At 72.6% G+C, this 25051-nt stretch carries 23 protein-coding genes; 9 read left to right on the plus strand and 14 right to left on the minus strand.

All coding sequences use genetic code 11. The features are described 5' to 3' along the window. Window positions 1-41 precede the first annotated feature (41 nt). Both ACZ7DL_RS37415 and ACZ7DL_RS37420 read left to right on the plus strand, forming a co-directional pair. The gene (locus tag ACZ7DL_RS37415; protein WP_470781307.1) at window positions 42-662 is read left to right on the plus strand and encodes a TetR/AcrR family transcriptional regulator; all 621 of its coding nucleotides are present in this window, start codon (window positions 42-44) and stop codon (window positions 660-662) included. A 138-nt stretch (window positions 663-800) separates the two neighbouring features. Beyond that, complete coding sequence (locus ACZ7DL_RS37420) at window positions 801-2474, plus strand: FAD-binding dehydrogenase (RefSeq protein WP_470781347.1); 1674 nt, start codon at window positions 801-803, stop codon at window positions 2472-2474. A gap of 2 nt (window positions 2475-2476) precedes the next feature. Here the strand turns inward: ACZ7DL_RS37420 and ACZ7DL_RS37425 are convergent, their stop codons facing one another. Then, complete coding sequence (locus ACZ7DL_RS37425; RefSeq protein WP_470781309.1) at window positions 2477-2827, minus strand: DUF488 domain-containing protein; 351 nt, start codon at window positions 2825-2827, stop codon at window positions 2477-2479. 169 nt (window positions 2828-2996) lie between these two features. Between ACZ7DL_RS37425 and ACZ7DL_RS37430 the strand changes: the two genes are divergently transcribed. Beyond that, the gene (locus ACZ7DL_RS37430; protein WP_470781310.1) at window positions 2997-4406 is read left to right on the plus strand and encodes a M1 family metallopeptidase; all 1410 of its coding nucleotides are present in this window, start codon (window positions 2997-2999) and stop codon (window positions 4404-4406) included. Window positions 4407-4623: 217 nt separating this feature from the next. Further along, window positions 4624-5073, plus strand: a complete 450-nt coding sequence (locus ACZ7DL_RS37435; RefSeq protein ID WP_470781312.1) for a DUF6098 family protein — start codon at window positions 4624-4626, stop codon at window positions 5071-5073. A 13-nt stretch (window positions 5074-5086) separates the two neighbouring features. Here ACZ7DL_RS37435 and ACZ7DL_RS37440 read toward each other — a convergent pair whose 3' ends face one another. Then, the gene (locus ACZ7DL_RS37440) at window positions 5087-5338 is read right to left on the minus strand and encodes a WhiB family transcriptional regulator (protein ID WP_470781314.1); all 252 of its coding nucleotides are present in this window, start codon (window positions 5336-5338) and stop codon (window positions 5087-5089) included. A gap of 312 nt (window positions 5339-5650) precedes the next feature. After that, window positions 5651-6538, minus strand: a complete 888-nt coding sequence (locus tag ACZ7DL_RS37445) for a LysR family transcriptional regulator ArgP (RefSeq protein ID WP_470781316.1) — start codon at window positions 6536-6538, stop codon at window positions 5651-5653. 66 nt (window positions 6539-6604) lie between these two features. On the opposite strand from ACZ7DL_RS37445, the gene ACZ7DL_RS37450 reads away from it, so the two are divergent. Next, complete coding sequence (locus ACZ7DL_RS37450) at window positions 6605-7219, plus strand: LysE/ArgO family amino acid transporter (RefSeq protein WP_470781318.1); 615 nt, start codon at window positions 6605-6607, stop codon at window positions 7217-7219. Window positions 7220-7302: 83 nt separating this feature from the next. Further along, window positions 7303-8601, plus strand: a complete 1299-nt coding sequence (locus ACZ7DL_RS37455) for an MFS transporter (RefSeq protein WP_470781320.1) — start codon at window positions 7303-7305, stop codon at window positions 8599-8601. 4 nt (window positions 8602-8605) lie between these two features. Here the strand turns inward: ACZ7DL_RS37455 and ACZ7DL_RS37460 are convergent, their stop codons facing one another. Beyond that, window positions 8606-9061, minus strand: coding sequence for a cyclic nucleotide-binding domain-containing protein (locus tag ACZ7DL_RS37460; RefSeq protein ID WP_470781322.1), 456 nt, complete (start codon window positions 9059-9061; stop codon window positions 8606-8608). Between the two features lie 279 nt (window positions 9062-9340). Next, the gene (locus tag ACZ7DL_RS37465; protein WP_470781324.1) at window positions 9341-9583 is read right to left on the minus strand and encodes a hypothetical protein; all 243 of its coding nucleotides are present in this window, start codon (window positions 9581-9583) and stop codon (window positions 9341-9343) included. A 127-nt stretch (window positions 9584-9710) separates the two neighbouring features. Between ACZ7DL_RS37465 and ACZ7DL_RS37470 the strand changes: the two genes are divergently transcribed. Both ACZ7DL_RS37470 and ACZ7DL_RS37475 read left to right on the plus strand, forming a co-directional pair. Next, window positions 9711-10145 carry an ATP-binding protein gene (locus tag ACZ7DL_RS37470; RefSeq protein WP_470781326.1) on the plus strand — a complete coding sequence of 145 codons (435 nt, stop codon included), beginning with the start codon at window positions 9711-9713 and terminating at the stop codon, window positions 10143-10145. Window positions 10146-10378: 233 nt separating this feature from the next. After that, window positions 10379-11251: a SigB/SigF/SigG family RNA polymerase sigma factor gene (locus ACZ7DL_RS37475; RefSeq protein ID WP_470781328.1), complete on the plus strand. Its 873-nt coding sequence runs from the start codon at window positions 10379-10381 to the stop codon at window positions 11249-11251. A gap of 4 nt (window positions 11252-11255) precedes the next feature. On the opposite strand, the gene ACZ7DL_RS37480 is transcribed toward ACZ7DL_RS37475, so the two are convergent. From ACZ7DL_RS37480 to ACZ7DL_RS37495, 4 genes are all read right to left on the minus strand, one after another. Then, window positions 11256-13478: an FUSC family protein gene (locus ACZ7DL_RS37480; protein ID WP_470781349.1), complete on the minus strand. Its 2223-nt coding sequence runs from the start codon at window positions 13476-13478 to the stop codon at window positions 11256-11258. Window positions 13479-13655: 177 nt separating this feature from the next. After that, window positions 13656-15050 carry an NAD(P)/FAD-dependent oxidoreductase gene (locus tag ACZ7DL_RS37485; RefSeq protein ID WP_470781351.1) on the minus strand — a complete coding sequence of 465 codons (1395 nt, stop codon included), beginning with the start codon at window positions 15048-15050 and terminating at the stop codon, window positions 13656-13658. A 210-nt stretch (window positions 15051-15260) separates the two neighbouring features. Further along, a complete protein-coding gene (locus tag ACZ7DL_RS37490) occupies window positions 15261-15695 on the minus strand; it encodes an ATP-binding protein (protein ID WP_470781329.1) in 435 nt (144 codons plus the stop codon). A gap of 145 nt (window positions 15696-15840) precedes the next feature. After that, a complete protein-coding gene (locus ACZ7DL_RS37495) occupies window positions 15841-17736 on the minus strand; it encodes an AMP-dependent synthetase/ligase (RefSeq protein ID WP_470781331.1) in 1896 nt (631 codons plus the stop codon). Window positions 17737-17887: 151 nt separating this feature from the next. On the opposite strand from ACZ7DL_RS37495, the gene ACZ7DL_RS37500 reads away from it, so the two are divergent. Next, window positions 17888-18121 (plus strand): DUF6480 family protein, encoded by a 234-nt coding sequence (locus ACZ7DL_RS37500; RefSeq protein ID WP_470781332.1) that lies wholly within the window; start codon window positions 17888-17890, stop codon window positions 18119-18121. A gap of 8 nt (window positions 18122-18129) precedes the next feature. Here the strand turns inward: ACZ7DL_RS37500 and ACZ7DL_RS37505 are convergent, their stop codons facing one another. The 5 genes from ACZ7DL_RS37505 to ACZ7DL_RS37525 all read right to left on the minus strand — a co-directional run. Continuing rightward, the gene (locus ACZ7DL_RS37505; protein WP_470781334.1) at window positions 18130-19218 is read right to left on the minus strand and encodes a glutamate--cysteine ligase 2; all 1089 of its coding nucleotides are present in this window, start codon (window positions 19216-19218) and stop codon (window positions 18130-18132) included. 91 nt (window positions 19219-19309) lie between these two features. Beyond that, window positions 19310-21511, minus strand: coding sequence for a 1,4-alpha-glucan branching enzyme (gene glgB, locus ACZ7DL_RS37510; RefSeq protein WP_470781336.1), 2202 nt, complete (start codon window positions 21509-21511; stop codon window positions 19310-19312). A 3-nt stretch (window positions 21512-21514) separates the two neighbouring features. Next, window positions 21515-22879, minus strand: a complete 1365-nt coding sequence (locus tag ACZ7DL_RS37515) for a maltokinase N-terminal cap-like domain-containing protein (protein ID WP_470781338.1) — start codon at window positions 22877-22879, stop codon at window positions 21515-21517. Between the two features lie 30 nt (window positions 22880-22909). Next, a complete protein-coding gene (gene treS, locus ACZ7DL_RS37520) occupies window positions 22910-24628 on the minus strand; it encodes a maltose alpha-D-glucosyltransferase (protein ID WP_470781340.1) in 1719 nt (572 codons plus the stop codon). After that, a partial coding sequence (locus ACZ7DL_RS37525; RefSeq protein WP_470781342.1) for an alpha-glucosidase C-terminal domain-containing protein occupies window positions 24625-25051 on the minus strand: 427 nt, incomplete at its 5' end. The genes ACZ7DL_RS37525 and treS, both read right to left, overlap by 4 nt.

Raw genomic sequence — 25051 nt, forward strand, 5'->3', positions numbered from 1 at the left:
TATCCGATACGTTCGTGTATGGAAGAGGGGGGCAGCCGCCGATGGACGACACACCCAAGCGCGTCACCCGGCGCCGGATCCGTACCCGCGCCCGGCTCCTGGACGCCGCGTTCACGGTGTTCGCGGCCAAGGGGTTCGGGCGGGTCTCCATCGAGGAGATCTGCGAGGCGGCCGGCTTCAGCCGGGGCGCCTTCTACTCGAACTTCGCCACCCTGGACGAGCTGTTCTTCGCCCTGTACCAGGAGCGCGCCGACCTCATCGCCTCCCAGGTGGCCGACGCCCTCGCCCAGGACGGGCCCGACCTGGACGTGCCCGCCTCCGTGGACCGGGTCACCGAGGTGCTGCTGCTCGACGTGGACTGGCTGCTGGTGAAGACCGACTTCCTGGTGCACGCCGCCCGCGACCCGGCCGTCGCCCGCGCCCTGCTCGACCACCGCACCCGGCTCAGGCGGGCCGTCGCCGACCGGCTCTCCCGGGCCCGGGGCCACACCGAACTGCCCGCCGTACTGGGCGACGCGGACGGCGCCGCGCACGCCGTGGTCGCCGCGTACGACGGGGTCACCACCCAGCTGCTGCTGGACAGGGACGTCGAAGCCGCCCGGGCCTGGCTGGGGCAGCTGCTCACCGCGCTGCTCACGGACGGCAGCCGCACTCCCGCATGAGCACGCTCGCACGACCACTCCCGCACGACCACTCCCGCACGAGCACCCCTGCATGAGCACCCCCGCACGAGCACGGCCGGCTGAGCACGGCCGTGGGCGCACGGCCGTATGAGCACCGTCAGGAAGGACACCTTCGCCATGGACGCGGACGTCATCGTCGTCGGAGCCGGTCTCGCCGGCCTGGTCGCGGCGCACGAACTCACCGGCAGGGGCCGCCGGGTGGCCCTGGTCGACCAGGAGAACGCCGCCAACCTCGGCGGCCAGGCGTTCTGGTCCTTCGGCGGGCTCTTCCTCGTCGACTCGCCCGAACAGCGCCGCCTCGGCATCAAGGACTCCTTCGGCCTCGCCTGGAACGACTGGCAGGGCAGCGCGCAGTTCGACCGGCTGGAGGACGAGGACTCCTGGGCGGTGCGCTGGGCCCGCGCCTACGTCGAGTTCGCGGCCGGCGAGAAGCGGTCCTGGCTCCAGGGGCACGGCATCGAGCTGCTGCCCACCGTCGGCTGGGCCGAGCGCGGCGACCTGCGGGCGGACGGGCACGGCAACTCCGTGCCCCGCTTCCACGTCGCCTGGGGTACCGGCACCGGCGTGGTCGAGCCCTTCGTCCGGTACGCCCGGCAGGCCGCCCGGGACGGGCTGCTCACCTTCCACCACCGCCACCGGGTGGACGAGCTGGTCATCGAGGGCGGCACGGCACGCGGGGTGCGCGGCACGGTCCTCGCCCCCGACGACTCCCCGCGCGGTGTCGCCTCCAGCCGCGAGCGGACCGGCGACTTCGAACTGACCGCGCAGGCCGTCGTCGTGACCACCGGCGGCATCGGCGCCGACCACGACATCGTCCGCCGCTACTGGCCCGAGCGGCTCGGCACGCCCCCCGCCGAGATGGTCACCGGCGTCCCGGCCTACGTCGACGGCCGCATGCTCGACATCAGCGCCGAGGCCGGCGTACGCCTCGTCAACCGCGACCGCATGTGGCACTACACCGAGGGCCTGGAGAACTGGGACCCCATCTGGCCCGGCCACGGCATCCGCGTCCTGCCCGGCCCGTCCTCCGTCTGGCTCGACGCCCTCGGCCGCCGGCTGCCCGACCCCTGCCTGCCCGGCTACGACACCCGGAGCACGCTCGCGTACCTGCGCACCACCGAGGACATAGCCGGGTACGACCACTCCTGGTTCATCCTCACGCGGAAGATCATCGAGAAGGAGTTCGCGCTCTCCGGGTCCGAGCAGAACCCCGACATCACTGCCAAGGACCGCAAGGCCGTGCTGCGCGACCGGCTGCTCGGCAAGGGCGCCCCCGCCCCGGTGCAGGCGTTCCTCGACCGGGGCGCCGACTTCGTCACCGCGGGCAGCCTGGAGCAGCTGGTCGAGAAGATGAACGGCCTGACGGGCAAGCCGCTGCTGGACGCGGCCGAGGTGCGCCGCCAGATCGAGGCCCGCGACCTCCAGATCGCCAACCCGTACAGCAAGGACGCCCAGGTCCAGGGCATCCGCAACGCCCGCCGCTACATCGGCGACCGGCTCGGCCGGGTCGCCACCCCGCACCGCATCCTCGATCCCGCCGCGGGCCCCCTCATCGGCGTCCGGCTGCACGTGCTGACCCGCAAGACCCTCGGCGGCATCCAGACCGACCTGGACTCCCGTGCCCTCGGCACCGACGGCACGCCGATCGAGGGGCTGTACGCGGCCGGCGAGGTGGCCGGGTTCGGCGGTGGCGGCGTCCACGGCTACAACGCCCTGGAGGGCACCTTCCTCGGCGGCTGCCTGTTCTCGGGGCGCGCGGCGGGACGCGCGGCGGCGCGGCAGACCGGCTGACCTCAGCCCTTCAGCAGCTCCGCCAGCACGGACGCGTGACTCTGCTCCGGTGTCTTCGACGCCGTCAGCAGCGTCACGCGCCCCTTGCGGGCCGATGTGCGCAGGCCGTCGAGGAGTCCGGCGGCCTCCGGAGCATCGAGTTCCGCCTCGTACCGGCGGCGGAACTCCTCGTACGAGCCCTCGCCCGCGTGGTACCACGTGCGCAGCTCGGTCGAGGGCGTGAGCCCCTTGGGCCACTCGTCGACATGCGCCGCGTCCTTGGCGAGGCCGCGCGGCCACAGCCGGTCGACCAGCACGCGCAGGCCGTCGTCGGGCTCGGGCGGTTCGTAGATCCGGCGCACACGCACGCTCACGGTGGGGCCTTCCTCGATTCGCGGACGGTTCCGCGAGCGTACTGCGGCCCGTCCCGCCCAGCAGACGGCGACGCGACCGGACTTGACCGGAAGAAGGGGGAAACAGGGTGCCCGCCGCCCCTAGTCTGGCGGCCAGTCGATCACCGGCCACCCCTCCGGAGGAGCGCACGTGACGCCATCCCGCAGACAGCCCGCCCGACGCCGTACCGCCGTCCTCGCCACCGTCCCCGTCGCCGTGACGGCGCTCCTCGGGGCCGCGGGGCCGCCGGCGACGGGCACGACCGGCGCGTCCGGCGCGGGCGACCCGTACTTCCCGCTCAGCGGCAACGGCGGCTACGACGTCCGCCACTACGATCTGACGCTCCGCTACGACACCGGCTCCCGCCGCCTGGACGCCACGGCGGTGCTCACCGCCCGCGCCACCCACCGGCTCAGCCGCTTCGACCTGGACCTGAAGGGCCTCAAGGTCACCGCCGTCACCGTCGACCGCACGCCGGCCGCTTTCCGGCGTGACGGCCAGGAACTCGTCGTGACCCCGCGCCAGACCTTGCGCGCGGGAGAGGAGTTCCGCGTCACGGTCGCCTACCACGGCACCCCGAAGCCGGTCACCGACCCCGACGGCTCGGCCGACGGCTGGATCCCCACCGACGACGGCGCGTTCGTCGCGGGGGAACCGCAGGGCGCGATGACCTGGTTCCCGGCCAACGGCCACCCCAAGGACAAGGCGTCCTACGACTTCACGATCACCGTGCCCCAGGGGCGCACCGCCGTCGCCAACGGCGTCCTGCTCGGACGGCACACCGCGCACGGGCGGACCACCTTCCGCTGGCGCGAGCCCCAGCCCATGGCCGCCTACCTGGCCACCGCCACCATCGGGAAGTTCCAGGTCGAGCGGTACACCACCCGCGACGGCATCCAGGTGTACAACGCCGTGGACGCCCGGGAGGCGCGCGCTGCCGCGCCCGTGCTGAAGAAACTGCCCTCCGTACTGGAGTGGGAGAGCAAACTGTTCGGGCCGTACCCGTTCCGGGCCGCCGGCTCGATCGTCGACCACGCCCCGGACGTCGGCTACGCCCTGGAGACCCAGACCCGGCCGGTCTACGCCTCCGCGCCCGACCTGGACACCCTCGTCCACGAGAACGCCCACCAGTGGTTCGGCGACTCCGTCTCCCTCACCGCCTGGAAGGACATCTGGCTCAACGAGGGCTTCGCCACCTACGCCGAGTGGCTCTACGCCGAGCAGCACGGCGGCCCCAGCGCCCAGCACGCCTTCGACGCCCTCTACGCCCGCCCCGCCGGCGACGGCCTGTGGGCCTACCCGCCCGGCGACCCCGGCAGCGGCGCCCGGATCTTCGGCACGCCCGTCTACGCCCGCGGCGCCATGGCCCTGCACGAACTGCGCCGGGCCGTCGGCGACCGGGACTTCTTCCGGATCCTGCGCGCATGGGCGGGCGACCACCGCGCCGCACACGGGACGACGGCCCAGTTCGTCAGGCTTGCCGAGCAGAAGTCGGGCAAGCGGCTGCAGGGACTGTTCCGCACCTGGCTGTACACGCCGGGCAAGCCGGACGGCACCTGATCCCCGACCGCTTCCGCACCAGCCCGCTGCGGGCAGGCCGTGGATCAACGACGAGCTCAGGGCCTCGCCGCGGCCGACGCCGGCACACTGCGCCTGCAGCGCGAGCCGCTGCGGGCCGGCGACGACGTCGTGCCGAGAGCGGAGGGCTGCGGTCCGATTCCCGGCGCACGCCGGGGGTACTCCGGTCGCGCGACGCGCAGCAGAGGGAGGTCATGTCATGAGCGCACCGGACGACCTGCCGGTCGTGTCCACACTCGCCGAGCTGGCCCGTCTGGTGGAACGGCACCAGGGCCTGTACGTGCGCTGGTCCAAGGGACCCGGCACCGACCTCGAGGACGTGTCCAGCACCGACGAGCTGACCGGCGTCCCCATGCCCGGTCTGTCCGCCAATCCGCTCGACGTCGAGGACTGGTGGCAGGACCGGTCCCTGGAGCTGTGGGTGGCGCGCCGGCTGTTCGACTACGCCCACCTGCCGCACGACAAGGGCCCCGGCGTACGCCCCTGGGTGCTGCGGGGCCGGGAGGCCGGCCGGGGCCCCGACAACGAGCCGCTCGTCGCCGACGTCGATCCGCTGTGCTGGATCGCCGACAAGGTGATCGACGCGGCCAGTGACGAGGTGGCCCGGCAACAGCGGGAGTGGGGGACCCTGCGGCGAGGGGGCCGCTGAGGCCGCTCGCAGCTCAGCCGGAGCGCTGCCGGGAGCGGGCGCGGCGGCGCAGCGCCCGGCGTTCCAGCTCCGTCGTACCGCCCCAGATGCCGATGCTCTGGTCCGTGTCCAGCGCCCACTCCAGGCACTGTGCGCGGACCGGGCAGTGCCCGCACACCGCCTTGGCCTGCTGGGTCTGCACCTGCGCCGGCCCGGTGGTGCCGATCGGGAAGAACAGATCGGGGTCCTCGTGGCGGCACGCGGCATGGTCACGCCAGTTTTCCATCGGAGCCTCCTGGGTCGGATCGAAGTCGTCCGGTGTCGTGTCGAATGTGTTCTGCGGGTTCGGGTGACCGATGGGGACGGCGTGAAACGGCGCAACCGCCGGGGATCGCAAGACGGTCGCGTTCCGGTCGCCCGAGGGGACGTACGACCTCGCGGGAACCGCATGCGGCCAACAGGCCGAAAAGCGGGGCGCGAAGAGCGCCGGGTTGCCCGACCAGGCACCGGCGACGGGGAGTTCGGCCTGCCCGAGAGGGCGGCCCTGTGCCGCGGCGTCCCGGTGGCCGGCGCTTCAGCGGCCCTGCGCCTCGGCTCCTCAGCGGCGCAGTGTCTCCGCCGCCGTGGCGGTCACCGCGTCGGCCAGGGTCGCCAGCGCGGGGGAGTCGAGCTTCCACTGCTGCCAGTGGAGCGCCACGTCCATCCACTCGCCGGGGGCGAGCACGACCAGCCGTCCACGGGCCAGCAGGGGGCCGGCCTGTGCCTCCGGGACCATGCCCCAGCCGAGACCCGCGGCGACGGAGTCCACGAAACCCTCCGAGGTGGGGACGGAGTGCCGGAGCCGGCCGGCGGAGCCGCGGCCCAGGCGGCGCACGAAGCCGTCCTGGAAGTCGTCCTTGCGGTCGAAGACCACGACGGGCGCCCGGGGCAGCGCCTCCGCCAGGGGCCGCCCGTCCAGGTGGGTCGCGGCGAACCCGGGGGCGGCCACCGGCAGATAGCGCATCCGGCCGAGCGGACGGACCGTGCAGCCGGGCACCGGATCGGGCGAGGAGGTGACCGCCGCCATCACCAGGCCCTCGCGCAGCAGCGCCGCCGTGTGGTCCTCGTCCTCCCGGTGCAGCTCGAAGCAGAGGCCCGCGACCCGGGTCAGGGCCGGCAGGAACCAGGTCGCCAGCGAGTCCGCGTTCACCGCGACCGACACCCGCGTCGGCTCCCCGGTGCCGCTGAGCCCCAACTCGCCCCATGCGTCCCGCTCCAGCCGGGCCAGCTGCCGGGCGAACCGGACCAGCACCGCGCCGGACTCCGTGGGCCGCACCGGTTTGGTGCGCTGGAGCAACACCCGGCCGGTGCGCTGTTCGAGGGCCTTGACCCGTTGGCTGACCGCCGACGGCGTCACATGCAGCGCGGCGGCGGCCGCGTCGAACGTGCCCTCGTCCACCACGGCCAGCAGGGTCCGCACCTGTTCCAGAGGCAGGTCTGACATCACGAGTACTAAAGGTACGTAAAAATCTTTAGCTGTACTTGAGAGCGGCGCTTTCCTAGCGTCGGAGCCATGAACCACGCCCTGACCGCCGCGGCCGCCGGATTCGGCACCGGCCTCTCCCTGATCGTCGCCATCGGCGCCCAGAACGCCTTCGTCCTGCGCCAGGGGGTGCGCCGGGACGCCGTCCTCGCCGTGGTCGGCATCTGTGCCCTGTCCGACGCGGTGCTCATCACCCTCGGTGTTGGCGGGGTCGGCGCGGTGGTCGTGGCCTGGCCGGGCGCCCTCCGCGCGATCGGCATCGTCGGCGGCGCCTTCCTTCTCTGCTACGGCGCCCTGGCCGCCCGCCGGGTCCTGCGGCCCGGAACCGGGCTGCGGGCGGAGGGCGAGGCGGCCGGCTCGCGCCGCCGGGCGGTCCTCACCTGTCTGGCGATGACCTGGCTGAACCCGCACGTCTATCTGGACACCGTGTTCCTGCTCGGCTCCATCGCCGCCGACCGGGGCCCGCTGCGCTGGACCTTCGGGCTCGGTGCCGCGCTCGCCAGCCTGTGCTGGTTCAGCGCGCTCGGCTTCGGCGCCCGGCTGCTCGGCCGCTTCCTGTCCCGGCCCGGCGCCTGGCGGGTGCTGGACGGCCTGGTCGCCGCCACCATGCTCGCCCTGGGCGCGACCCTGGTCGCGGGTGCCTGAGCAATTCGTTCGAGAGAGCCCGGGTGTTGCTGCGATAGTGAGGCTCTCGAAGTAAAAAGGTGTAACGAGCAACCAGGACATCCGTGAACACGAGCGAGAGCAGCACCGAGACCGTCGCCGACGCGCCGGCGGCCGAGCCCCCGCCCCGGCGCGGCTGGCGCCGCTGGGCGATGGACACCCGGCCCCTGCGCATCCCCGCCTACCGGCGCCTGTGGTCGTCGACCATCGTCACCGCCGTCGGCAGCCAGCTCACCGCCGTCGCCGTACCCAAGCAGATCTACGACCTCACCCACTCCTCGGCCTGGGTCGGCTACGCGAGCCTGGCGGGCCTGCTGCCCATGGTGGCCTTCGCGCTGTGGGGCGGGGCGGTCGCCGACACCGTGGACCGCCGCAAGCTGCTGCTGGTGACCAACGGCGGCATCGCGGTGACCTCGCTGCTGTTCTGGGTCCAAGCCGTCACCGGTGTGGAGTCGGTCGTCGTCCTCATGGTCCTGCTCGCGCTCCAGCAGGCGTTCTTCGGGCTCAACGCGCCCGTCCGCAACGCGTCCATCGCCCGCCTGGTCCCGGCCGAGCAGCTGGCCGCCGCGGGTGCGCTCGGCTCGACGGTGATGCAGACCGGTCTGGTGGCGGGCCCGCTGCTCGCCGGTGCTCTCATTCCGGTCATCGGGCTGCCGGAGCTGTACCTGATCGACGCCGTGGCGCTGTGCGTGACCGTGTGGGCCGTCGTCCGGCTGCCCGCGCTGCCGCCGCTCGGCGAGGCCGCCGCCCGCCGGGCCGGGGTGCGCGAGATAGCCGCCGGGTTCCGGTACATCTCCGGGCGCAAGGTGCTGCTGCTGTCCTTCCTCGCCGACATCGTGGCCATGGTGTTCGGCATGCCCCGCGCCCTGTTCCCGCAGCTGGCCGCGCAGACGTACGGCTCCTACGGCGAGGGGCTCGCGCTCGGCGTGCTGTTCGCCGGCATCCCGGTCGGTGCCGTGCTCGGCGGGCTGTTCTCCGGCGTGTTCTCGCGGGCCCGCCGGCACGGCTGGATGGTCGTCGGGGCGGTGGTCGGCTGGGGTGTGGCCATCGCCGGGTTCGGGCTGAGCGGCAACCTCTGGGTCGCCGTCGCCTTCCTCGCCGCGGCCGGGGTCGCGGACATGGTCTCGATGGTGTTCCGTAGCGCGATCCTGTTGTCGGCGGCGACCGACGAGATGCGCGGCCGGATGCAGGGGGTGTTCACGGTGGTCGTCGCGGGCGGCCCGCGGCTGGCCGACGTGTTGCACGGCACCGCCGGCTCGGCCTTCGGCCCGCGGGCCGCGGTCGCGGGCGGCGGCGCGCTGGTCGTCGTGGTGATGCTGGCCCTGGCCTTCGCCGTCCCGGCACTGCGCCGCTACCGGATCTGACGGCCTAGAGCGGGCCCCGCCTGCGGGACGTGTACTGGTCCATCAGCTTCCCTCGGGTCGTCTCCAGACGGTGGGCGAGGATCTCGGCCACCGTCCGCACCACCGAGAGCCCGAGCAGCGGGTCCTCCACGCACAGCGCGAGCACCGAGGGCCCGTCGAACTCGTAGGCCCGCACGTTGCTGAAGGCGACCGCGCCGAAGTCCCACTGGTACGGCGGGAACAGCCAGGACCAGCCGAGCATGTCGCCCGCGCCGAGGGTGGCCACGGTCACCCGCTGCCGGGAGGTGACCTCCTGGTCCAGGTGGACCGCGCCCGAGCGGATGACCCAGAACCGGTCGGCCGTGCCGCCGGCCTCGAAGATCCGGGTGTCCTCCGGGAAGGACACCTCCTCGGCCAGCTCCATCAGGCGTTCACGTTGCGCCTGGGGCAGGGCGGTGAGCAGTTTGATCGCTTTGGTCATGGCGCGGGGCTCCTCGCCGGCGGCGGTTCACGTGCGGTGCTTAAGCCCATTTCAGCCGCTGCCGCCGGACCGAGCACCTCGAAGGAAGCGCACTTCCGCCGTCCTGCCGCTGGTCCCGTCGCTCTCCGGGCAGCAAAAAGCCCTGGCTGGACGGGGGAGACCAGCCAGGGCCGTATGCGGTGACGCGGGGAGGGGGGAAGGACGGTTCCGCGCCGCTCCGGCGTCACGTATGGATGAACCGTAAACCACCTGCCGGACTTTTGGGTAACCAGAAGCGGGTCAGGTGACCTGTTTCACTCCCTCCGTCCGCGCCGGATCACCGCCCGGGCAGACGATCTCCTCCAGCGCCAGCAGGACCGCCTCGAACGACCGCGCCCGCTGCGCCGCCTCCCGGGCGCCCTCGGGATCCGTCGCCGTCAGGCTCTGCGCCCGCTCCCGCCAGGCCCGCTCCTCCTCGGCCGCGCGGTCCCGGCCTCGCCGGATCCGCCGCAACAACTCGTCCGCGTCCACGACATCCGTCATGCCGCTCGGGTACCCGCGAGATGCGCGGTGATGGCACCGGCACCGAGGGTGTTTGACCCTGCTCTCCGGGGAGAGCCGAAAGAGGAGGGATTCTGGCGATACGGGCACCGTTCCAGGGAGGAAAGGGATGCGCCAAAAGCACCGGACCAGCTCCTCCGCGATCCTGCCGGAGCCGCCCCGCAGGGTGCCGTGCCGGCCGGCCGAGGCCCGCAGAACGGTCCAGCGCGTGATGACGGAACGGTGCCGCGCCTGCGCGCTCCCGTGCCCGCCCGAGGCGGTGGAGGACGCCCTGCTGGTCACCTCGGAACTCACCACCAACGCACTGCTGCACGGCGGGGGCATCACCGGCTTCGACGTCGACGTCGACTCCGGCGGGGTGCACGTCTCGGTGAGCGACCGCAGCGACGAACTCCCGGTGGCCGCCCCGGACGGCGACGGTCACGGCCGCACCCTGCCCGGCGGCCGTGGCTGGCCCATCATCTGCCGGCTGGCCCGCGACATACGGGTGGCGGAGCTGCCCTTCGGCGGCAAGTGCATCACGGCCGTCGTCCCGCTGTACTGAAGCGGTTTTCGAAGTTCCGCTCACCGGCGTTTGCGCGCGGGGCCGAGGGGCAGACGGAATCTCGTGCTTCGGACCGGAGGCGCGCGCCCGATGGGGAGCAGTACAGCCGCCTGGGCCCCCTCCTGGCGGGCCCGGTGGCGCTCCCCGCGGCGACCCTGACACCACCGTTCGGGCCAGGACCCGGAACCCCTGTTCCGGCCGTGCCCTGAAACCACGTTCAGGAGCGATTCCGCATGCTGACCGACATGTCGACAAGCCGTCCCGGCACGTCCGCCCCGACCGGCGGTACGACAGCCCCCACCGCCGCCGCGGCGCCCGCCCGGCGCAGCCACGACGACGCTCCCGACACCGCGGAACTGTTCGCCCGGCTGGCGGAACTGGACGACGGCCCCGAGCGGGACGCCGTGCGCGACGAACTCGTCACCGCATGGCTGCCCATGGCCCACCGGATCGCCGGGCGGTTCCGCGACCGCGGCGAGTCCGTCGAGGATCTGCGCCAGGTCGCCGCGCTCGGGCTGGTGAAGGCCATCGACCGTTTCGACCCGTCCCGCGGAGCCTTCGAGAGCTACGCCGTGCCGACCATCACCGGAGAGGTCAAGCGGCACTTCCGCGACCGGATGTGGGCCCTGCGGGTGCCGCGCCGGGTGCAGGAGCTGCGCAACCGGGTGCGAGTGGCCCGGCGGGACCTCACCCAGAACCCCGGCAGCCCCGAACCCACCGTCGCCGACATCGCCGCCCACACCGGACTCACCGAGGAAGAGGTGTCCGCCGGCATGGAGGCGCTGGAGAGCTTCAGCACCCTGTCGCTGGACGCCGAGCTGTCCGCCGGTGACGACGGCTACAGCCTCGCCGACACCCTCGGCGCGGCGGACACCTCCTACGACGTCGTGGTCGACCGCGAGGCCGCCAAGGAAGGGCTGCGCCGGCTGCCCGAGCGGGAACGCGCCATTCTCTACATGCGCTTCTTCGAGGACATGACCCAGAGCCGTATCGCCGACCGGCTCGGCATCTCCCAGATGCACGTCTCGCGGCTGATCAGCCGCAGCTGCGCCCGCGTCCGCGACGAGGCGCTCGGCAGCCGCCGCCCCGGTAGCGAGCCGCGGTGAGCGCTCACCCGCCAGGTCGCGCCGGACCGCCGGCGAGGCCCAGCGGGCGCGCCAGGCCGGAGACCGCCTCGTCCAGCCGCTGGAGGTGGCGCAGCACGCGGTCGGTCACCCGCCCGTAGCGCGGGGTGCGCGGGGTGCCCGGCTCCAGCATCGACGCGATGCTGGGGCCGGTCTCGATCCCGGCCTTCACGCGCGGGTCGGCGACATGCGCGGCGATCGCCTCGATGTTGTGAACGATCCGCCCGCACGCCCCGCGCAGCCGCGGATCCGCCGCGATCGACGGATGCGTCGGCAGCAGCTCCGCCGTCGCCGCCAGCGAACGCCCGTGGTAGGCGCAGGTCTCCAGCAAGGCCACCACATAGCGCGCGGTGTCCCGGCGCGAGCGCAGCGGCGTGATCGGATGCGTCAGCGGCTGGGTGGCCGCCCGCAGGTCCGCCAGCGCCTGGTCCAGGTCCCGCGCCTGCTCCACCAGGTCGCCGCCCGCCCCGCCGCTCAGCTGGTCGACGGCGCCCCGGGTGACGTCGGTGAGCCGGTCCAGGACCGCCACGAGAAGGTCGTTGGTCCGGCGGTCCGTGTGAATCGGGAGCACCACCGCCGCCGCGATCACCCCGCAGGCCGCGCCGAGCGCCGTCTCCTCGATCCGCAGCACCAGCACCGCCATGCTGTACGTGTTCAGCAGGGTGTACAGCAGCCCCAGCATCGCCGTGACGAAGAACGACATCAGCGTGTACGACAGGGGCGCGGTGTAGAACATCGCGAAGATGAGCAGCAGCACCAGCGCGAACGCCGTCCAGGTGTGATGCCCGACCAGTCCGGCGAGCCCGATGCCGGCCACCACCCCGAGCACCGTGCCCAGCAGTCGCCGGTAGCCCTTCACCAGGATCTCGCCGGTGGAGGCGGTGTTGATGAACACGATCCAGCAGGTCAGCACCGCCCAGTACCAGCGCTGGCTGGACAGCAGCTCACCGCCGGCGATGGCCAGCGAGGAGCCGACGGCCACCTGGACCGCGGCCCGGGTGGTGGGCCGCTTCAGGCCGGCCGGCTCCGGCTCCTCCGGCTCGCTCTCCTCGCTGATCTCGATCGCGGCGTCCTCGGCGTCCAGTTCCTCGCGCGAGCGGGCGGTCGCCGGGGAGTCGTCGGACTCGTCCTGCGGCCCGTCCAGGGCCAGCCGCAGGCCGAGCGAAGCGCGGGCGGCCTCGCCGAGGCCCCGGAAGACGTCCTGCACGGCCGGGGACGCCTCGGGCAGATTCTCCTCCTCGCGGTAGCCGAGCAGCCGGTTGCGCACCTGTGCGAGTGCGGTCCCCGCGGCCTCGCCGGCCGGCCGCAGCATCAGCAGCCGCAGCGCCTCCAGGTCCCGGCGCAGCGCGGCCGTCGCCTCGTCCCGCACCGGCAGCTCGCCCCCGGAGGGCAGCGAGGCGCCCGGCAGATGCAGGGTGAGGGTGTCGGTCCGCTCGGCGGTGCGCGCCGTGAGCAGCAGCAGACCGAGCCGCTCGGCGGCGATCTCGGCGTCCGCGATCCGGCGCTGCAGCAGCCGGGCCACTGCCGGGTCCGAGGTGCCGTCCTCCAGCCGGCCCTGGATCATCAGTGCCGTCTCGTGCAGCCGCGCGGTGCGGGTGCGCAGGTCCGCCAGCACCTTCTCGGCCTCCTCGGGCCCCGCGTCCAGCAACTCCGCCTGGCTGGCGAGCAACTGGGCGAGCCGGGCGCGGAAGGCCCGCCGCAGCCGGTCCAGCGTGCCCGCGGGGGTCTGCGGCAGCAGCACGAACCGGGCGGCGGCACTGCACGCGAACGCCACGCAGACCACCCCGTACAGCGCGGGCAGCACAGCGGGCGTGGCGCCCACGAACAGGGAGAGGAAGTAGATCTGGAAGCCGATCAGCCCCAGCGCCGTGCCCCGGTCGCCGAACCGGCGGCCGTAGACGGCGCAGAAGATGAGGACGACGAAGAACAGGTCCCCGGCGACCACCCGTTGGCTGAGCAGCGTGCCCAGCGACACCGACGCCAGCGCGACCGGCAGGCCGAGCGCGAGTGTCACCGCCTGCCCGGAGCGCTGCTTCTCCCGGATGGCGAAGGTGGCGGCCATCGCCGCCATGGCGCCGGCGACCAACTGGGGCACCGGGACGCGCAGGACGGCGAGGACGGCGAGGGCGAGCGCGATGGCGGTGACCGTGCGCAGTCCCGCGGTGAGCCGGAGCAGCCCCGGATCCGAAGCCGCGAGCCGGTCCCACATCCGTACCCGTCCCGACCGTCCCGCTGCCCTCACGCCGCCGCGCTCTCTCCCGTGCCAGACATCGATCTTCGACCCAGCATCGCACGCCCGCCCGGGGCTTCCTGCCCCGGGCGGGCGTGGCGGCCACCAGGGCCTGGCTCGGACGTCAGCCGACCGACCTACGACGGCCCGGTCACCTCACGGCTGGTCGCCGGCCGGGCCCTCCACCCGGGCCCGCACCTGCTCCGGCGTCAGATACGCGTCGGTGAACTCGAAGTCCTTCAGCCGGGCCGGCTTGCGTGCCTGGAAGCCGGTGCGGACGAAATCGTCGCCCGCGACCGCGTTCAGCAGCCAGTTGGTCATCACCCGGGCCTTGGCGACGTTGGTGCGCAGCGCCGACCAGTGGTAGCCGCGGGCCACGGCCTGCGCGGGCACCCCGCGCAGCTCGATGCCCAGCGGCTTGGACACCGCGTCCTTGCCGCCGAGGTCGACGACGAGCCCCAGGTCCTTGTGCACGTACGGCTGCATCGGCCGGCCCCGCAGCGTCGCGATGACGTTGTCGGCGACCTTCTTCCCCTGCCGCATGGCGTGCTGCGCGGTGGGCGGGCAGACCGCGCCCTCCTGGCCCTTGGCCAGATCCGGCACGGCCGCCGAGTCGCCGAGTGCGAACACCCCGTCCTGGCCCGGCAGGCACATCTCCGCGGTGACCGCCAGCCGGCCCTTGACCGTCTCCGCGCCGAGCGTGGCGATCAGCGGGCTGGCGACCACACCGGCCGTCCAGATCAGGGTGTGCGTCGGCACCACCCGGCCGTCGGTGAAGGTGACCTCCTCCGCGCCTGCCTTGTCGATCGACACGCCCAGCGAGACCTCGATGCCGCGCCGCTTGAGGATCTCCTGGGCGCTGCGGCCGAGCTTGTCGCCCAGCTCGGGCATGAGCTTGGGCGCGATGTCGATCAGGTGCCAGCGGATCAGGCCCGGGTCCAGGCGCGGGTAGCGCTGGACGGCCGCGTGCGTGAGCCGCTGGAGGCAGGCCGCGGTCTCGGTGCCCGCGTATCCGCCGCCGACCACCACGAACTGGAGCCGCGCGGCCCGCTCGGCCGGGTCGTCGCTGGCGTCCGCGAGGTCGAGCTGCGAGATGACGTGGTCGCGGATGTAGGCGGCCTCGGCGAGGGTCTTCATCCCGAAGGCGTGGTCGGTCAGGCCCGGGATGTCGAAGGTGCGGGTCACGCTGCCCGGCGCCAGCACGATGTAGTCGTAGGGCTCGTTGACGATCTTGTCGGTGATGGTGCGGACGACGCACACCTTCGCCTTCAGGTCCACGCCGATCGCGCCGCCGGGGATGATCCGGGTGCGGTACCTCTTGCTGCGGCGCAGGGACAGCGCGATCGACTGGGGCGTGAGCACGCCGGAGGCGACCTGGGGCAGCAGGGGCAGATAGAGCTGGTAGGAGGAGGGCGTCACCAGCGTGACGTCGGCCTCGTCGGGGGCGAGTTTCCGCTCCAGGCGGCGGACGCACTCGACTCCGGCGAAGCCTGCGCCAACCACCAGGATCCTGGGTCGTGTCACGGTATATGTCCCTTTCTGCGGCTCCAGGCGGTCCGACTCGACGCCGTTCGTGTGCCCTGGATCGCTGCGCACCGACTCCGATCCCACCGTGGTGCCGACCGTTCCGTCAGCCGGCTGCGGCAGGCAACGAACGCGTGGAGGGCAACATGCCCCCACACGGGGAGGGAGTAACCGGTTGGCGCACACCTACACGTCGAACACCCGCCACCCCCGTCACCCCTACACGTCGAACACCCGTCACCAGGGCAGGAACACGTGGATGTCCTTGCCCCGGTCGTGCACGACCACGCTGACCTGGGTGCACAGCGTGTGCACCAGGTGCCAGCCGATCCCGCCACCGCCCGTACGCGGGTGGAACGGCCGCGGCTCCGGCCTGGTCCGGCTCGTGTCCCGCATCGTCACGTGCACCCCGTCGAAGGTGCGGCGCATCCGCAGGTCGAACGGACCGGGCGCGTACTGGATCGCGTTCGCGGCCAACTCCGTCACGACCAGCAGGATGTCGTCCCAGTACTCGTGTGCGCCCGGCGGCGCCTCCACGGCGAGCGCGCCCAGGAACTCCTCCGCGGCGAGCCGCGCTCCCGTGACGTTGCGCAGCTCACCGGGGAAGGAGAACGTACGCTCGTACCTCTCCTCCGAGGGGGGCGTGTCGTCCCAGCGCGGCTCCGTCACCATCTCGCATTCCCCGGTCCCGGCCCGGAGGGGCCCGGTGCGGACCCTTGCGGCCAGGACGGTCGTCGTCGTTGATCTCTTGCTGCGCTGCGGGTTCCCACACCCGCGCAGGCTATCCGTCTCCCCTCGGCCCGCACGGTGCACCTCCTCAGCGGAAGACGTCGTCCGGCTCGTCCCACTCCACCGGCTCCTGCGGACCCCGCGACCGGGAGCGCGCCTGGTACATCGCCTCGATCTCGGCCGCGTAGTGCCGCACGACGGCGTCCCGGCGCAGCTTCATGGACGGCGTGAGCAGCCCGTTGTCCGGTGCGAAGGGTTCCTGGAGGACACGGTAGACCCTGACGGACTCCGCGCGGGACACCGCGCTGTTGGCGGAGGCGACGGCCCGCGCGATCTCCTCGCGGAGCGCGTTGTCCTCCCGGGCCTCCCGGACCGCGGAGTCGCCCTGCAGCGCCAGGGCGGCCCGCCAGTGCGCGAGGAACTCCGGGTCCAGGGTGATCAGGGCACCCACGCACGGCCGGTCGTCGCCGATCACCACCGCCTGGTGGACCAGCGGATGCATGCGCAGCCGCTGCTCCAGCAGGGCCGGCGCCACGCTCTTGCCGCTGCTGGTGACGATGATGTCCTTCTTGCGCCCGGTGATCGTCAGATAGCCCTCGGAGTCCAGCCGCCCGATGTCGCCGGTGGCCAGCCAGCCGCGGCGCAGCGCGGCCCGGGTCGCCGTCTCGTCGCTGATGTAGCCCTGGAACACCGAGGGACCGCGCACCAGGATCTCCCCGTCGTCGGCCACCTGGACCTCGGTGCCCGGCAGCGGCCGGCCCACGGTCCCGGACTTCTCCCGGCCGAGCGGCTGCATGGTGATCCCGCCGGATGCCTCGGTCAGCCCGTACCCGTCGTGGAGGAACACGCCGATGCCCTCGTAGAACAGGCACAGTTCGCGGCTCAGCGCGGACCCGCCGGAGGTGCCGCGCACCACCCGTCCGCCCAGCGCGGCCCGCAGCCTGCGGTACACCGTCCGCTCGTACAGGGCGTGCTGCACTTTCAGTTCGAGGCCGGGACCCGGCCCGGTGCCCAGCCGCTGGCGCTCCTCGGCCGCGGCGAACTCCCGCGCGGTCTCCGCGGCCCGCTCGAACAGAGCACCGCGGCCCGCCTGTTGGGCGGTGCGCAGGAACGTCTTGTAGAGCTTCTCGAACACCGACGGCACACCGTACAGATACGTCGGCCGGAACGTGCTCAGCGCCGACGCCAGGGTCGCCTCGGTCAGCTCCGGCTCGTGCGCCATCAGGACCCCGCCCCGCACACACATCAGCATGATCATGAGGCCGTAGACATGGGAGAACGGCAGGAAGGCCAGCACGGACGGCTGCTCGCCCGGGGGCGCCGCGGTGTGCGCCCAGCCGGCCAGCAGGGTGTCGCAGGGATAGGCCAGGCCGCGGTGGCTGAGCGCACAGCCCAGCGGGCGCCCCGAGGTGCCGGAGGTGTAGACGACGGCCGCCGTCGAGTCCGGCAGCACGATCCGGCGCAGCGACTCCACGGTGGTGTACGGCACGACCGTGCCCCGCCCGACCAGCTCGGGCAGGGCGCCCGCGTCCAGCTGCCACACGTGCCGCAGCCGGGGCAGCCGGGTGCACACGGTGCCGACCGTCATGACACCCTGCTCGTCCTCCACGACCACGGCCACACAGCCGGCGTCCCGCAACATCCACTCGACCTGGTCCCGCGAGGCGGCCGGATGGATCGGTACCACCTCGGCGCCCACGGCCCACAGCGCATGGGCGAGCACGGTCCACTCGTACCGGGTGCGGGCCATCAGCGCCACCCGGTGGCCGGGCGAGATCCCGGCGGCGATCAGGCCCTTGGCCAGGTCGACCACCTCGTCCCGCAGCTCGACCGCGGTCACCTCCTCCCAGCCGGTCGCGGCGGGACCCGCGCGGCGCGCGAGCATCGGCAGCGTCGGATTCCGGTCCGCCGTCGCGAACACACTGTCGGCGAGGCCGCCGGTGAGCGGCGGGGCAACGGCTGGAGCGAGGGCGACGTTCCGCATGCGCTGCTCCTGGTGGTACGGAGGGTCACTCCGCCGACCGGCTCGGTGTCGGCGGTGCTCGAATGTAGCCCAGGCAAGCGCATTCGGTGACCGGAACCGGGGAAGTCGTGATCGGTTGATGATGTGGCCGTGTCCTGGGGACTCGGGGGGCATGAGTCATGTGAACCCCGATCCGGAGCCTGAACGCAGCACCGGGCTGGAGCCCGGCGGCGGAGTCCCGCCCGGCGAGACCCCGCCCGCCGAGAGCAGCATGCCCGAGGCCGGGCCCCGGGAGACGCACAATCCGACGAAGGGCTGGGCGAAGGCGCCGCTGGCGCTGATCCTGGCCCTCGTGATCCTGATCGCGGCGTTCTTCCTGGTCTACGCCCTGATCCTGATCCTCTGACCGAACGCTCAGGCCTGCGTACGCCGCACGCACTCGGTGACCATGTCCCGCAGGCTGCCGGTGCGCTCCAGCAGTCGGCGCTGCTCGCGCGCGCCGTTGCCGGTCCGCAGCAGTTCCGCCACGGCCCGCTCGGCGCGGGCCGCGTCACCGCTGTCGGTGAGCGCGTCCCCGACGTGCTCCAGCAGGGAGTGCAGCACCCGCCCGGCGGGCCGGGGCCGCAGGGTCACCGGGTCGAGCAGGTCCTCCTCCAGGCCGAACCGGGCGGCCTGCCAGTCGGCCAGCCGGAGCATGCTCACGCCGGGATCCGGCGCCGGCCGGCCCGCCCGCCACTCCCGTGCGGCCGTCTCCACCAGGGCGCGGGCGAGCGTCGCGATCAGCACGGCGGTCTCCGCGCCCAGGCACACGTCCGCCACCCGGAGCTCCACCGTCGGATAGCGGGCGGACAGGCGTGCGTCGAAGTAGGCCATCGCCTCGTCCAGGATGACCCCGGTGGCCACCATGTCGGTCACCCGCCGGTGGTACCGCTCGGCGGTCCCGAACGGCTCGGTCGGCCCGGCCGACGGCCAGCGGTTCCACACCCGGCTGCGATAGCTCGCGTAGCTGGTGTCCCGGCCCTGCCAGAACGGTGAGTTCGCGCTGGCCGCCCGCAGCACCGCCAGCCACGGGCGCAGCCGGTCGAGGACCGCGATGCCCTCCTCGTCGGACTCCACCGACACATGCACATGGCAGCCGCACACCAGCTGCTCCCAGGTCGGTATCCCGAACCGTTCGGCCAGCCACCGGTAGCGCTCGTTCACCGTCAGCGAGGGGCTGACCGGCAGTGGCGACGCCGCGAGCGCGGCGACCCCGCAGCCGATCTCCCCGGCGTGCCGGGCCGCCTCCTTGCGGCACCGCACGATCTCGTCACCGAGGTCCGCCATGTCCGACTGCGGATGCGTGGCGAACTCCAGCATCTGCCCGAACAGCTCCTTCTCGAACACGTCCTGCCCGGGATGGTCCTGGGCGGCACGGGCGAGGACGGCCGATGCCAGCGCCTTCGGCTCGCCGCTGTCCGGATCGACCAGAAGGAGTTCCTCCTCCACTCCGACGGTGCGCACGTGGTGCCGCCCTTCTGTCCGTGCCGCGAGGGGTGGTCGCGGTCTGTACGACCCCGACTGCCCCCGGCACGGCCGCCGACACCTGGGGCGGTCAGCGCTCCGGCACCAGCCAGACGGTGGCGAGCGGCGGCAGTGTCAGGTTCAGGAACCCGTCGACGGGTTTCACCGGCCCCTCGGCGCCGACCCCGCCGCCGCCGTAGCGGACGTCGTCGGTGTTGAGCTCCTCCCGCCAGGCGGGGGACTCGTCGGGGACCCACAGGCGGTAGTCGTGCCGGACGACGGGCGAGAAGTTCGACACCGCCAGCAGCGGGCCGCCGTCCGCGGCGAACCGCAGGAACGCCAGGACGTTGTCGTCCCCCGCGTCGCACAGCACCCACCGGAAGCCGCCCGGATCGGTGTCCCGCTGCCACAGCGCCGGCGTCGCCCGGTACACCGTGTTCAGGTCCCGCACGAGATCCTGGACACCCCGGTGATCACCGGCGGAGTGGTAGTCGTCGCCGAGCAGCCACCACTCCGGGCCGTGCGCCTCGGACCACTCCGCTCCCTGCGCGAACTCCTGCCCCATGAACAACAGCTGCTTGCCCGGGTGGGCCCACATGAAGCCGAGGTAGGCGCGGTGGTTGGCACGCCGCTGCCACCAGTCGCCGGGCATCTTCGACACCAGCGCCTGCTTGCCGTGGACGACCTCGTCGTGGGAGATCGGCAGGACGTAGTTCTCGCTCCAGGCGTACACCATCGAGAAGGTCATCTCGTTGTGGTGGTACTTGCGGTGCACCGGCTCCTTCTGGATGTACTCCAGCGAGTCGTGCATCCACCCCATGTTCCACTTCAGCCCGAACCCCAGCCCGCCGCTGTCCGTCGGCCGGGTCACCCCGTCCCACGCGGTGGACTCCTCGGCGATGGTCACCACGCCCGGGCAGCGGCGGTAGACCGTGGCGTTCATCTCCTGGAGGAAGGCGACGGCGTCCAGGTCCTCCCGGCCGCCGAACACATTCGGCTCCCACTGGCCGGAGTCCCGCGAGTAGTCGAGATAGAGCATCGAGGCGACGGCGTCCACCCGCAGGCCGTCGATGTGGAACTCCTCACACCAGTAGACGGCGTTGGCGACGAGGAAGTTGCGCACCTCCGTGCGACCGTAGTCGAACTCGTACGTCCCCCAGTCCGGGTGCTCGGCGCGCAGCGCGTTCCCGGGCTCGTACAGCGGATCCCCGTCGAAACGGGCCAGCGCCCAGTCGTCCTTGGGGAAGTGCGCCGGCACCCAGTCCATGATCACACCGATGCCGGCCCGGTGACAGGCGTCCACGAAGTACCGGAAGTCGTCCGGGTCACCGAGCCGGGGCGTCGGCGCGTAGTACGACGTGACCTGATAGCCCCAGGAGCCACTGAAGGGATACCCCGCCACCGGCATCAGCTCCACGTGCGTGAAGCCCATCTCCTTGACGTAGGCGGGCAGTTCGTCCGCGAGCTGCCGGTACGTCGATCCGGGCCGCCACGACGGCAGATGCACCTCGTACACCGAGAACGGCGCCTCGTGCACGGGGATGTCGCCGCGGTGCGCCATCCACTCCGCGTCCCCCCACGCGTAGTGCGAGGACGTCACGATGGACGCCGTGTCCGGCGGTACCTCCGTGCGCCGCGCCATCGGGTCGGCCTTCAGGAACCGGTGGCCGTACCGGGAGGTGATCTCGAACTTGTACCGGGTGCCCTCGCCGATCCCGGGCAGGAACAGCTCCCACACCCCGGACGCGCCGAGCGACCGCATCGGGTACTGCGTGCCGTCCCAGTAGGTGAAGTCCCCGGCGACGCGCACCCCCTGCGCGTTCGGCGCCCACACGGTGAAGCGGGTGCCGGCCACGCCCTGGTGGACCATCGGCTCGGCACCGAGCGCCCGCCACAGCTGCTCGTGCCGGCCCTCCCGGATCAGATGCAGGTCCAGCTCGCCGAGGGCGGGCAGGAAGCGGTACGGGTCGTGCACCTCCTGCTCGGCCTCGCCGTACGCCACCAGCAGCGTGTACGCCGGCACCTCCGGGCAGGGCAGGACGGTCGCGAAGAGACCGTCGCCCTCCGACCACATCTCGGTGCGCGTCCCGTCGATCAGGACGCTCACCGCCCGGGCGTTCGGCCGCAGCGCCCGGAACAGGGTGCCGCCCGGCACCGGATGGGCGCCCAGCAGGGCGTGCGGATCGTGGTGCGCGCCGGCGAGCAGCCGGCCGCGGTCGGCGGCGTCCAGGGGGACGGCCGCGGGCGGCACGGGGCCCGCGGCCTCGGGACGGGTGGTGTCGCGCAGTGCCATGCGTCAGCCTCCCCACACGGCGAGTCGCTTGATCGCCGCCATCGGAACCGGCAGCCAGTCCGGCCGGTGTCTCGCCTCGTACAGCACCTCGTAGACCGCCCTGTCCGTCTCGTGCGCGCGCAGCAGCGCGTGCTTCTTGCGTGGATCCCAGCCGGCGCGGGCCGCGTAGCCCGCGCAGAACGCCTCCCGGCAGCGGCGCGCCCACTCGGGTCGCCAGGGGCGGCGCTGCCGGGCCGCGTAGTCGAAGGAGCGCAGCATCCCGGCGACGTCCCGCACCGGGGACTGAGGGGCCCGCCGCTCGGCGAGGGGGCGGGACGGTTCGCCCTCGAAGTCGATGACGAACCAGTCGCGGCCGGCCCGCAGCACCTGCCCGAGGTGCATATCGCCGTGGATGCGCTGGGCCGGCGGCCCGGTGTCGCACGTGGCGAGCGCCCCGAACGCGGCCTTCAGGCCGGGCACGAAGGGCACCAGCCCGGGGACGGCGTGCGCGGCGGCGTCCAGCCGCGCACACATCGCCTCGGCCGTACGGCCGTTCTCGCCCGGTCCGGCCGGCGGGAACGCCTCGGCCAGCGCCAGGTGCACCTCGGCCATGGCCCGGCCCAGCGCCCGGGCCTCGGTCGTGAAGTCGTCTCCGGCGGCGAGCGCCCGCAGCGCCAGCGTCCAGCCGTCGGTGGCGGCCGGCAGGAACGGCTGGAGCACCCCGAGGGTGGCGGGGCGCGGGGCGGTCGTGGTGAACCAGGCCACCGGCGCGGGCACCCGGTCACAGCCCTGCGCGGCCAGCGCGGCCGGCACCTCCAGGTCCGGGTTGACGCCCGGCTGGATCCGCCGGAAGACCTTCAGGATGTACGCGTCGCCGTACACGATCGAGGAGTTGGACTGCTCGGCGTCCAGCAGCCGCGGCGGCAGTCCGCCCGGCACCCGGGCGGCCGGGTTCGCCTCGAAGCGCAGCGGGCCCACCGCGCCGGGCTGCCGCAGCCGCTCCAGCAGCAGATGGGCCGAGCGCGGGTCGTGCAGCGCGTCGTAGACCGCGAGCCCGGCCAGCGGGCCCTCCTCCGCGCGCCCGATGAACGCCCGCTCCAGCCGCGGGGCGAGGTGCCGGCGCAGGCCCAGCAGCAGCTGGTAGCAGTCCCCGGGCGGGGGAGTGCCGCCGGGGGTGGGCACCGGCGCGTGCGAGGCGTGCACCAGCAGGTGCACACACCCCGGGAACAGCTCGGTCATGGACAGCACCGACAGATCGGTGACGGGCCGGTCCTTGCCCGCGAACCAGCGTTGCCGCGGCAGCCATTCGCGCAGCAGCCCGCCCAGCGAGGCCAGGGGCCCGTCGAGGCCGGCCGCGGTGCGCGGTCGGGCGGTGATGGTCTTCGGCATGGTGACGCGTCCTTTCCTCGACGCCGGCGCTCAGCGGCGGCGGCCGATGCGGGATGCGACTCGGGTGAGCCGGAACCAGTAGAAGCCGTGGCCCTGGAGGGTCAGCAGGTAGGGAAGTTCACCGATGGCGGGGAAACGCACCCCGCCGATCAGCTCGACCGGATGCCGTCCGTCGTAGGTCCGCAGATCGAGTTCGGTGGGCTGGGCGAAGCGGGAGAAGTTGTTCACGCACAGCACCAGGTCGTCGCCGTACTCGCGCAGGAACGCCAGCACCGCCGGGTTGGAGGACTGGAGTTCCGTGAACGAGCCGAGTCCGAAGGCGGGGTTCTGCTTGCGGATCTCGATCATGCGGCGGGTCCAGTGCAGCAGGCTGGACGGGGAGGACATGGAGGCTTCCACGTTGGTGACCTGGTAGCCGTAGACCGGGTCCATGATGGTCGGCAGGAAGAGACGTCCCGGGTCGCAGGTCGAGAAGCCGGCGTTGCGGTCGGGGGTCCATTGCATGGGGGTGCGGACGGCGTCGCGGTCGCCGAGCCAGATGTTGTCGCCCATGCCGATCTCGTCGCCGTAGTAGAGGATCGGCGAGCCGGGCAGGGACAGCAGCAGGGCCGTGAACAGCTCGATCTGGTTGCGGTCGTTGTCGAGCAGTGGCGCCAGGCGCCGGCGGATGCCGATGTTGGCGCGCATCCGCGGGTCCTTGGCGTACTCGGCCCACATGTAGTCGCGTTCCTCGTCGGTGACCATCTCGAGGGTCAGCTCGTCGTGGTTGCGCAGGAAGATGCCCCACTGGCAGCCGGACGGGATCGCGGGGGTCTTGGACAGGATCTCCGAGACCGGATGGCGGGATTCCCGCCGTACGGCCATGAAGATGCGCGGCATGACCGGGAAGTGGAACGCCATGTGGCACTCGTCGCCGCCGGCGGTGTAGTCGCCGAAGTAGTCGACGACGTCCTCGGGCCACTGGTTGGCCTCCGCCAGCAGCACGGTGTCCGGGTACATCGCGTCGATGTCGCGGCGGACCCGCTTCAGGAACTCGTGGGTCGCCGGCAGGTTCTCGCAGTTGGTGCCCTCCTCCGCGTAGAGGTAGGGCACCGCGTCCAGGCGGTAGCCGTCGATCCCCAGGTCCAGCCAGAAGCGCAGGGCGGCCAGGATCTCCTCCTGGACGGCCGGGTTCTCGTAGTTCAGGTCCGGCTGGTGCGAGAAGAAGCGGTGGAAGTAGTACTGGCCGCGTACCGGGTCGAAGGTCCAGTTGGAGACCTCGGTGTCGACGAAGATGATCCGGGCGTCCTCGTACTGCTTGTCGTCGTCGGCCCACATGTAGTAGTCCCCGTACGGGCCGTCGGGGTTCTTGCGGGACTCCTGGAACCACGGGTGCTGGTCGCTGGTGTGGTTCATGACGAAGTCGATGATGACGCGCATGCCGCGCTGGTGGGCGGCGTCCACGAACTCCACGAAGTCGGCGAGGTCACCGAACTCCGGGAGGACGGCGGTGTAGTCGGAGACGTCGTAACCGCCGTCCCGCAGCGGGGACTGGAAGAACGGCGGCAGCCACAGACAGTCGACCCCCAGCCACTGGAGATAGTCGAGCTTGGCGGTCAGGCCCTTCAGGTCGCCGACGCCGTCGCCGTTGCTGTCGTGGAAGGAGCGGACCAGGACCTCGTAGAAGACGGCGCGTTTGAACCACTCCGGGTCCCGGTCCTTGGCGGGAGTGTCCTCGAAGGTGTCCGGTACGGGGTCGTTGACGGTCATGACGCTGCGGGCCCTCCGATCTGGGGCGTCGATCGCCCGACGTGGAGCACGTGCGCCGGCACCGAGCCGGGCGTGAGACGCACGTAGTTGGTCCTGCCCCAGTGGTACGTCTCGCCCGTCAGTTCGTCGTGTACGGACAGGTCGGCGTGCCAGTCCAGGCCGAGTTGCGGCATGTCCAACGAGACCGTGGCCTCCTGGGTGTGCTGCGGGTCGAGATTGGCGACCACGATGACCGTGTCGGTGCCCGTGCTCTTGCTGTAGGCGAGCACGGCATCGTTGTCGGTCTGATGGAAGCGGAGGTTCCGCAGGCGGTGCAGCGCCGGGTGCTGCCGTCGGACGGCGTTGAGCCGGGTGATGAGCGGTGCGATGGTCCGGCCCTCCCGCTCGGCCGCTTCCCAGTCCCTCGGCTTGAGCTGGTACTTC

Source organism: Streptomyces sp. NPDC036984 (genome assembly GCF_055607665.1).

What these genes read in the sequence shown, in the direction of transcription:
- ACZ7DL_RS37415 (WP_470781307.1), top strand. Translation starts at nt 42, where the DNA reads ATGGACGACACACCCAAGCGCGTCACCCGGCGCCGGATCCGTACCCGC.
- ACZ7DL_RS37420 (WP_470781347.1), top strand. Translation starts at nt 801, where the DNA reads ATGGACGCGGACGTCATCGTCGTCGGAGCCGGTCTCGCCGGCCTGGTC.
- ACZ7DL_RS37435 (WP_470781312.1), top strand. Translation starts at nt 4,624, where the DNA reads ATGAGCGCACCGGACGACCTGCCGGTCGTGTCCACACTCGCCGAGCTG.
- ACZ7DL_RS37440 (WP_470781314.1), bottom strand. Translation starts at nt 5,338, where the DNA reads ATGGAAAACTGGCGTGACCATGCCGCGTGCCGCCACGAGGACCCCGAT.
- ACZ7DL_RS37450 (WP_470781318.1), top strand. Translation starts at nt 6,605, where the DNA reads ATGAACCACGCCCTGACCGCCGCGGCCGCCGGATTCGGCACCGGCCTC.
- ACZ7DL_RS37460 (WP_470781322.1), bottom strand. Translation starts at nt 9,061, where the DNA reads ATGACCAAAGCGATCAAACTGCTCACCGCCCTGCCCCAGGCGCAACGT.
- ACZ7DL_RS37465 (WP_470781324.1), bottom strand. Translation starts at nt 9,583, where the DNA reads ATGACGGATGTCGTGGACGCGGACGAGTTGTTGCGGCGGATCCGGCGA.
- ACZ7DL_RS37470 (WP_470781326.1), top strand. Translation starts at nt 9,711, where the DNA reads ATGCGCCAAAAGCACCGGACCAGCTCCTCCGCGATCCTGCCGGAGCCG.
- ACZ7DL_RS37475 (WP_470781328.1), top strand. Translation starts at nt 10,379, where the DNA reads ATGCTGACCGACATGTCGACAAGCCGTCCCGGCACGTCCGCCCCGACC.
- ACZ7DL_RS37480 (WP_470781349.1), bottom strand. Translation starts at nt 13,478, where the DNA reads ATGTGGGACCGGCTCGCGGCTTCGGATCCGGGGCTGCTCCGGCTCACC.
- ACZ7DL_RS37490 (WP_470781329.1), bottom strand. Translation starts at nt 15,695, where the DNA reads ATGGTGACGGAGCCGCGCTGGGACGACACGCCCCCCTCGGAGGAGAGG.
- ACZ7DL_RS37495 (WP_470781331.1), bottom strand. Translation starts at nt 17,736, where the DNA reads ATGCGGAACGTCGCCCTCGCTCCAGCCGTTGCCCCGCCGCTCACCGGC.
- ACZ7DL_RS37500 (WP_470781332.1), top strand. Translation starts at nt 17,888, where the DNA reads ATGAGTCATGTGAACCCCGATCCGGAGCCTGAACGCAGCACCGGGCTG.
- glgB (WP_470781336.1), bottom strand. Translation starts at nt 21,511, where the DNA reads ATGGCACTGCGCGACACCACCCGTCCCGAGGCCGCGGGCCCCGTGCCG.
- ACZ7DL_RS37515 (WP_470781338.1), bottom strand. Translation starts at nt 22,879, where the DNA reads ATGCCGAAGACCATCACCGCCCGACCGCGCACCGCGGCCGGCCTCGAC.
- treS (WP_470781340.1), bottom strand. Translation starts at nt 24,628, where the DNA reads ATGACCGTCAACGACCCCGTACCGGACACCTTCGAGGACACTCCCGCC.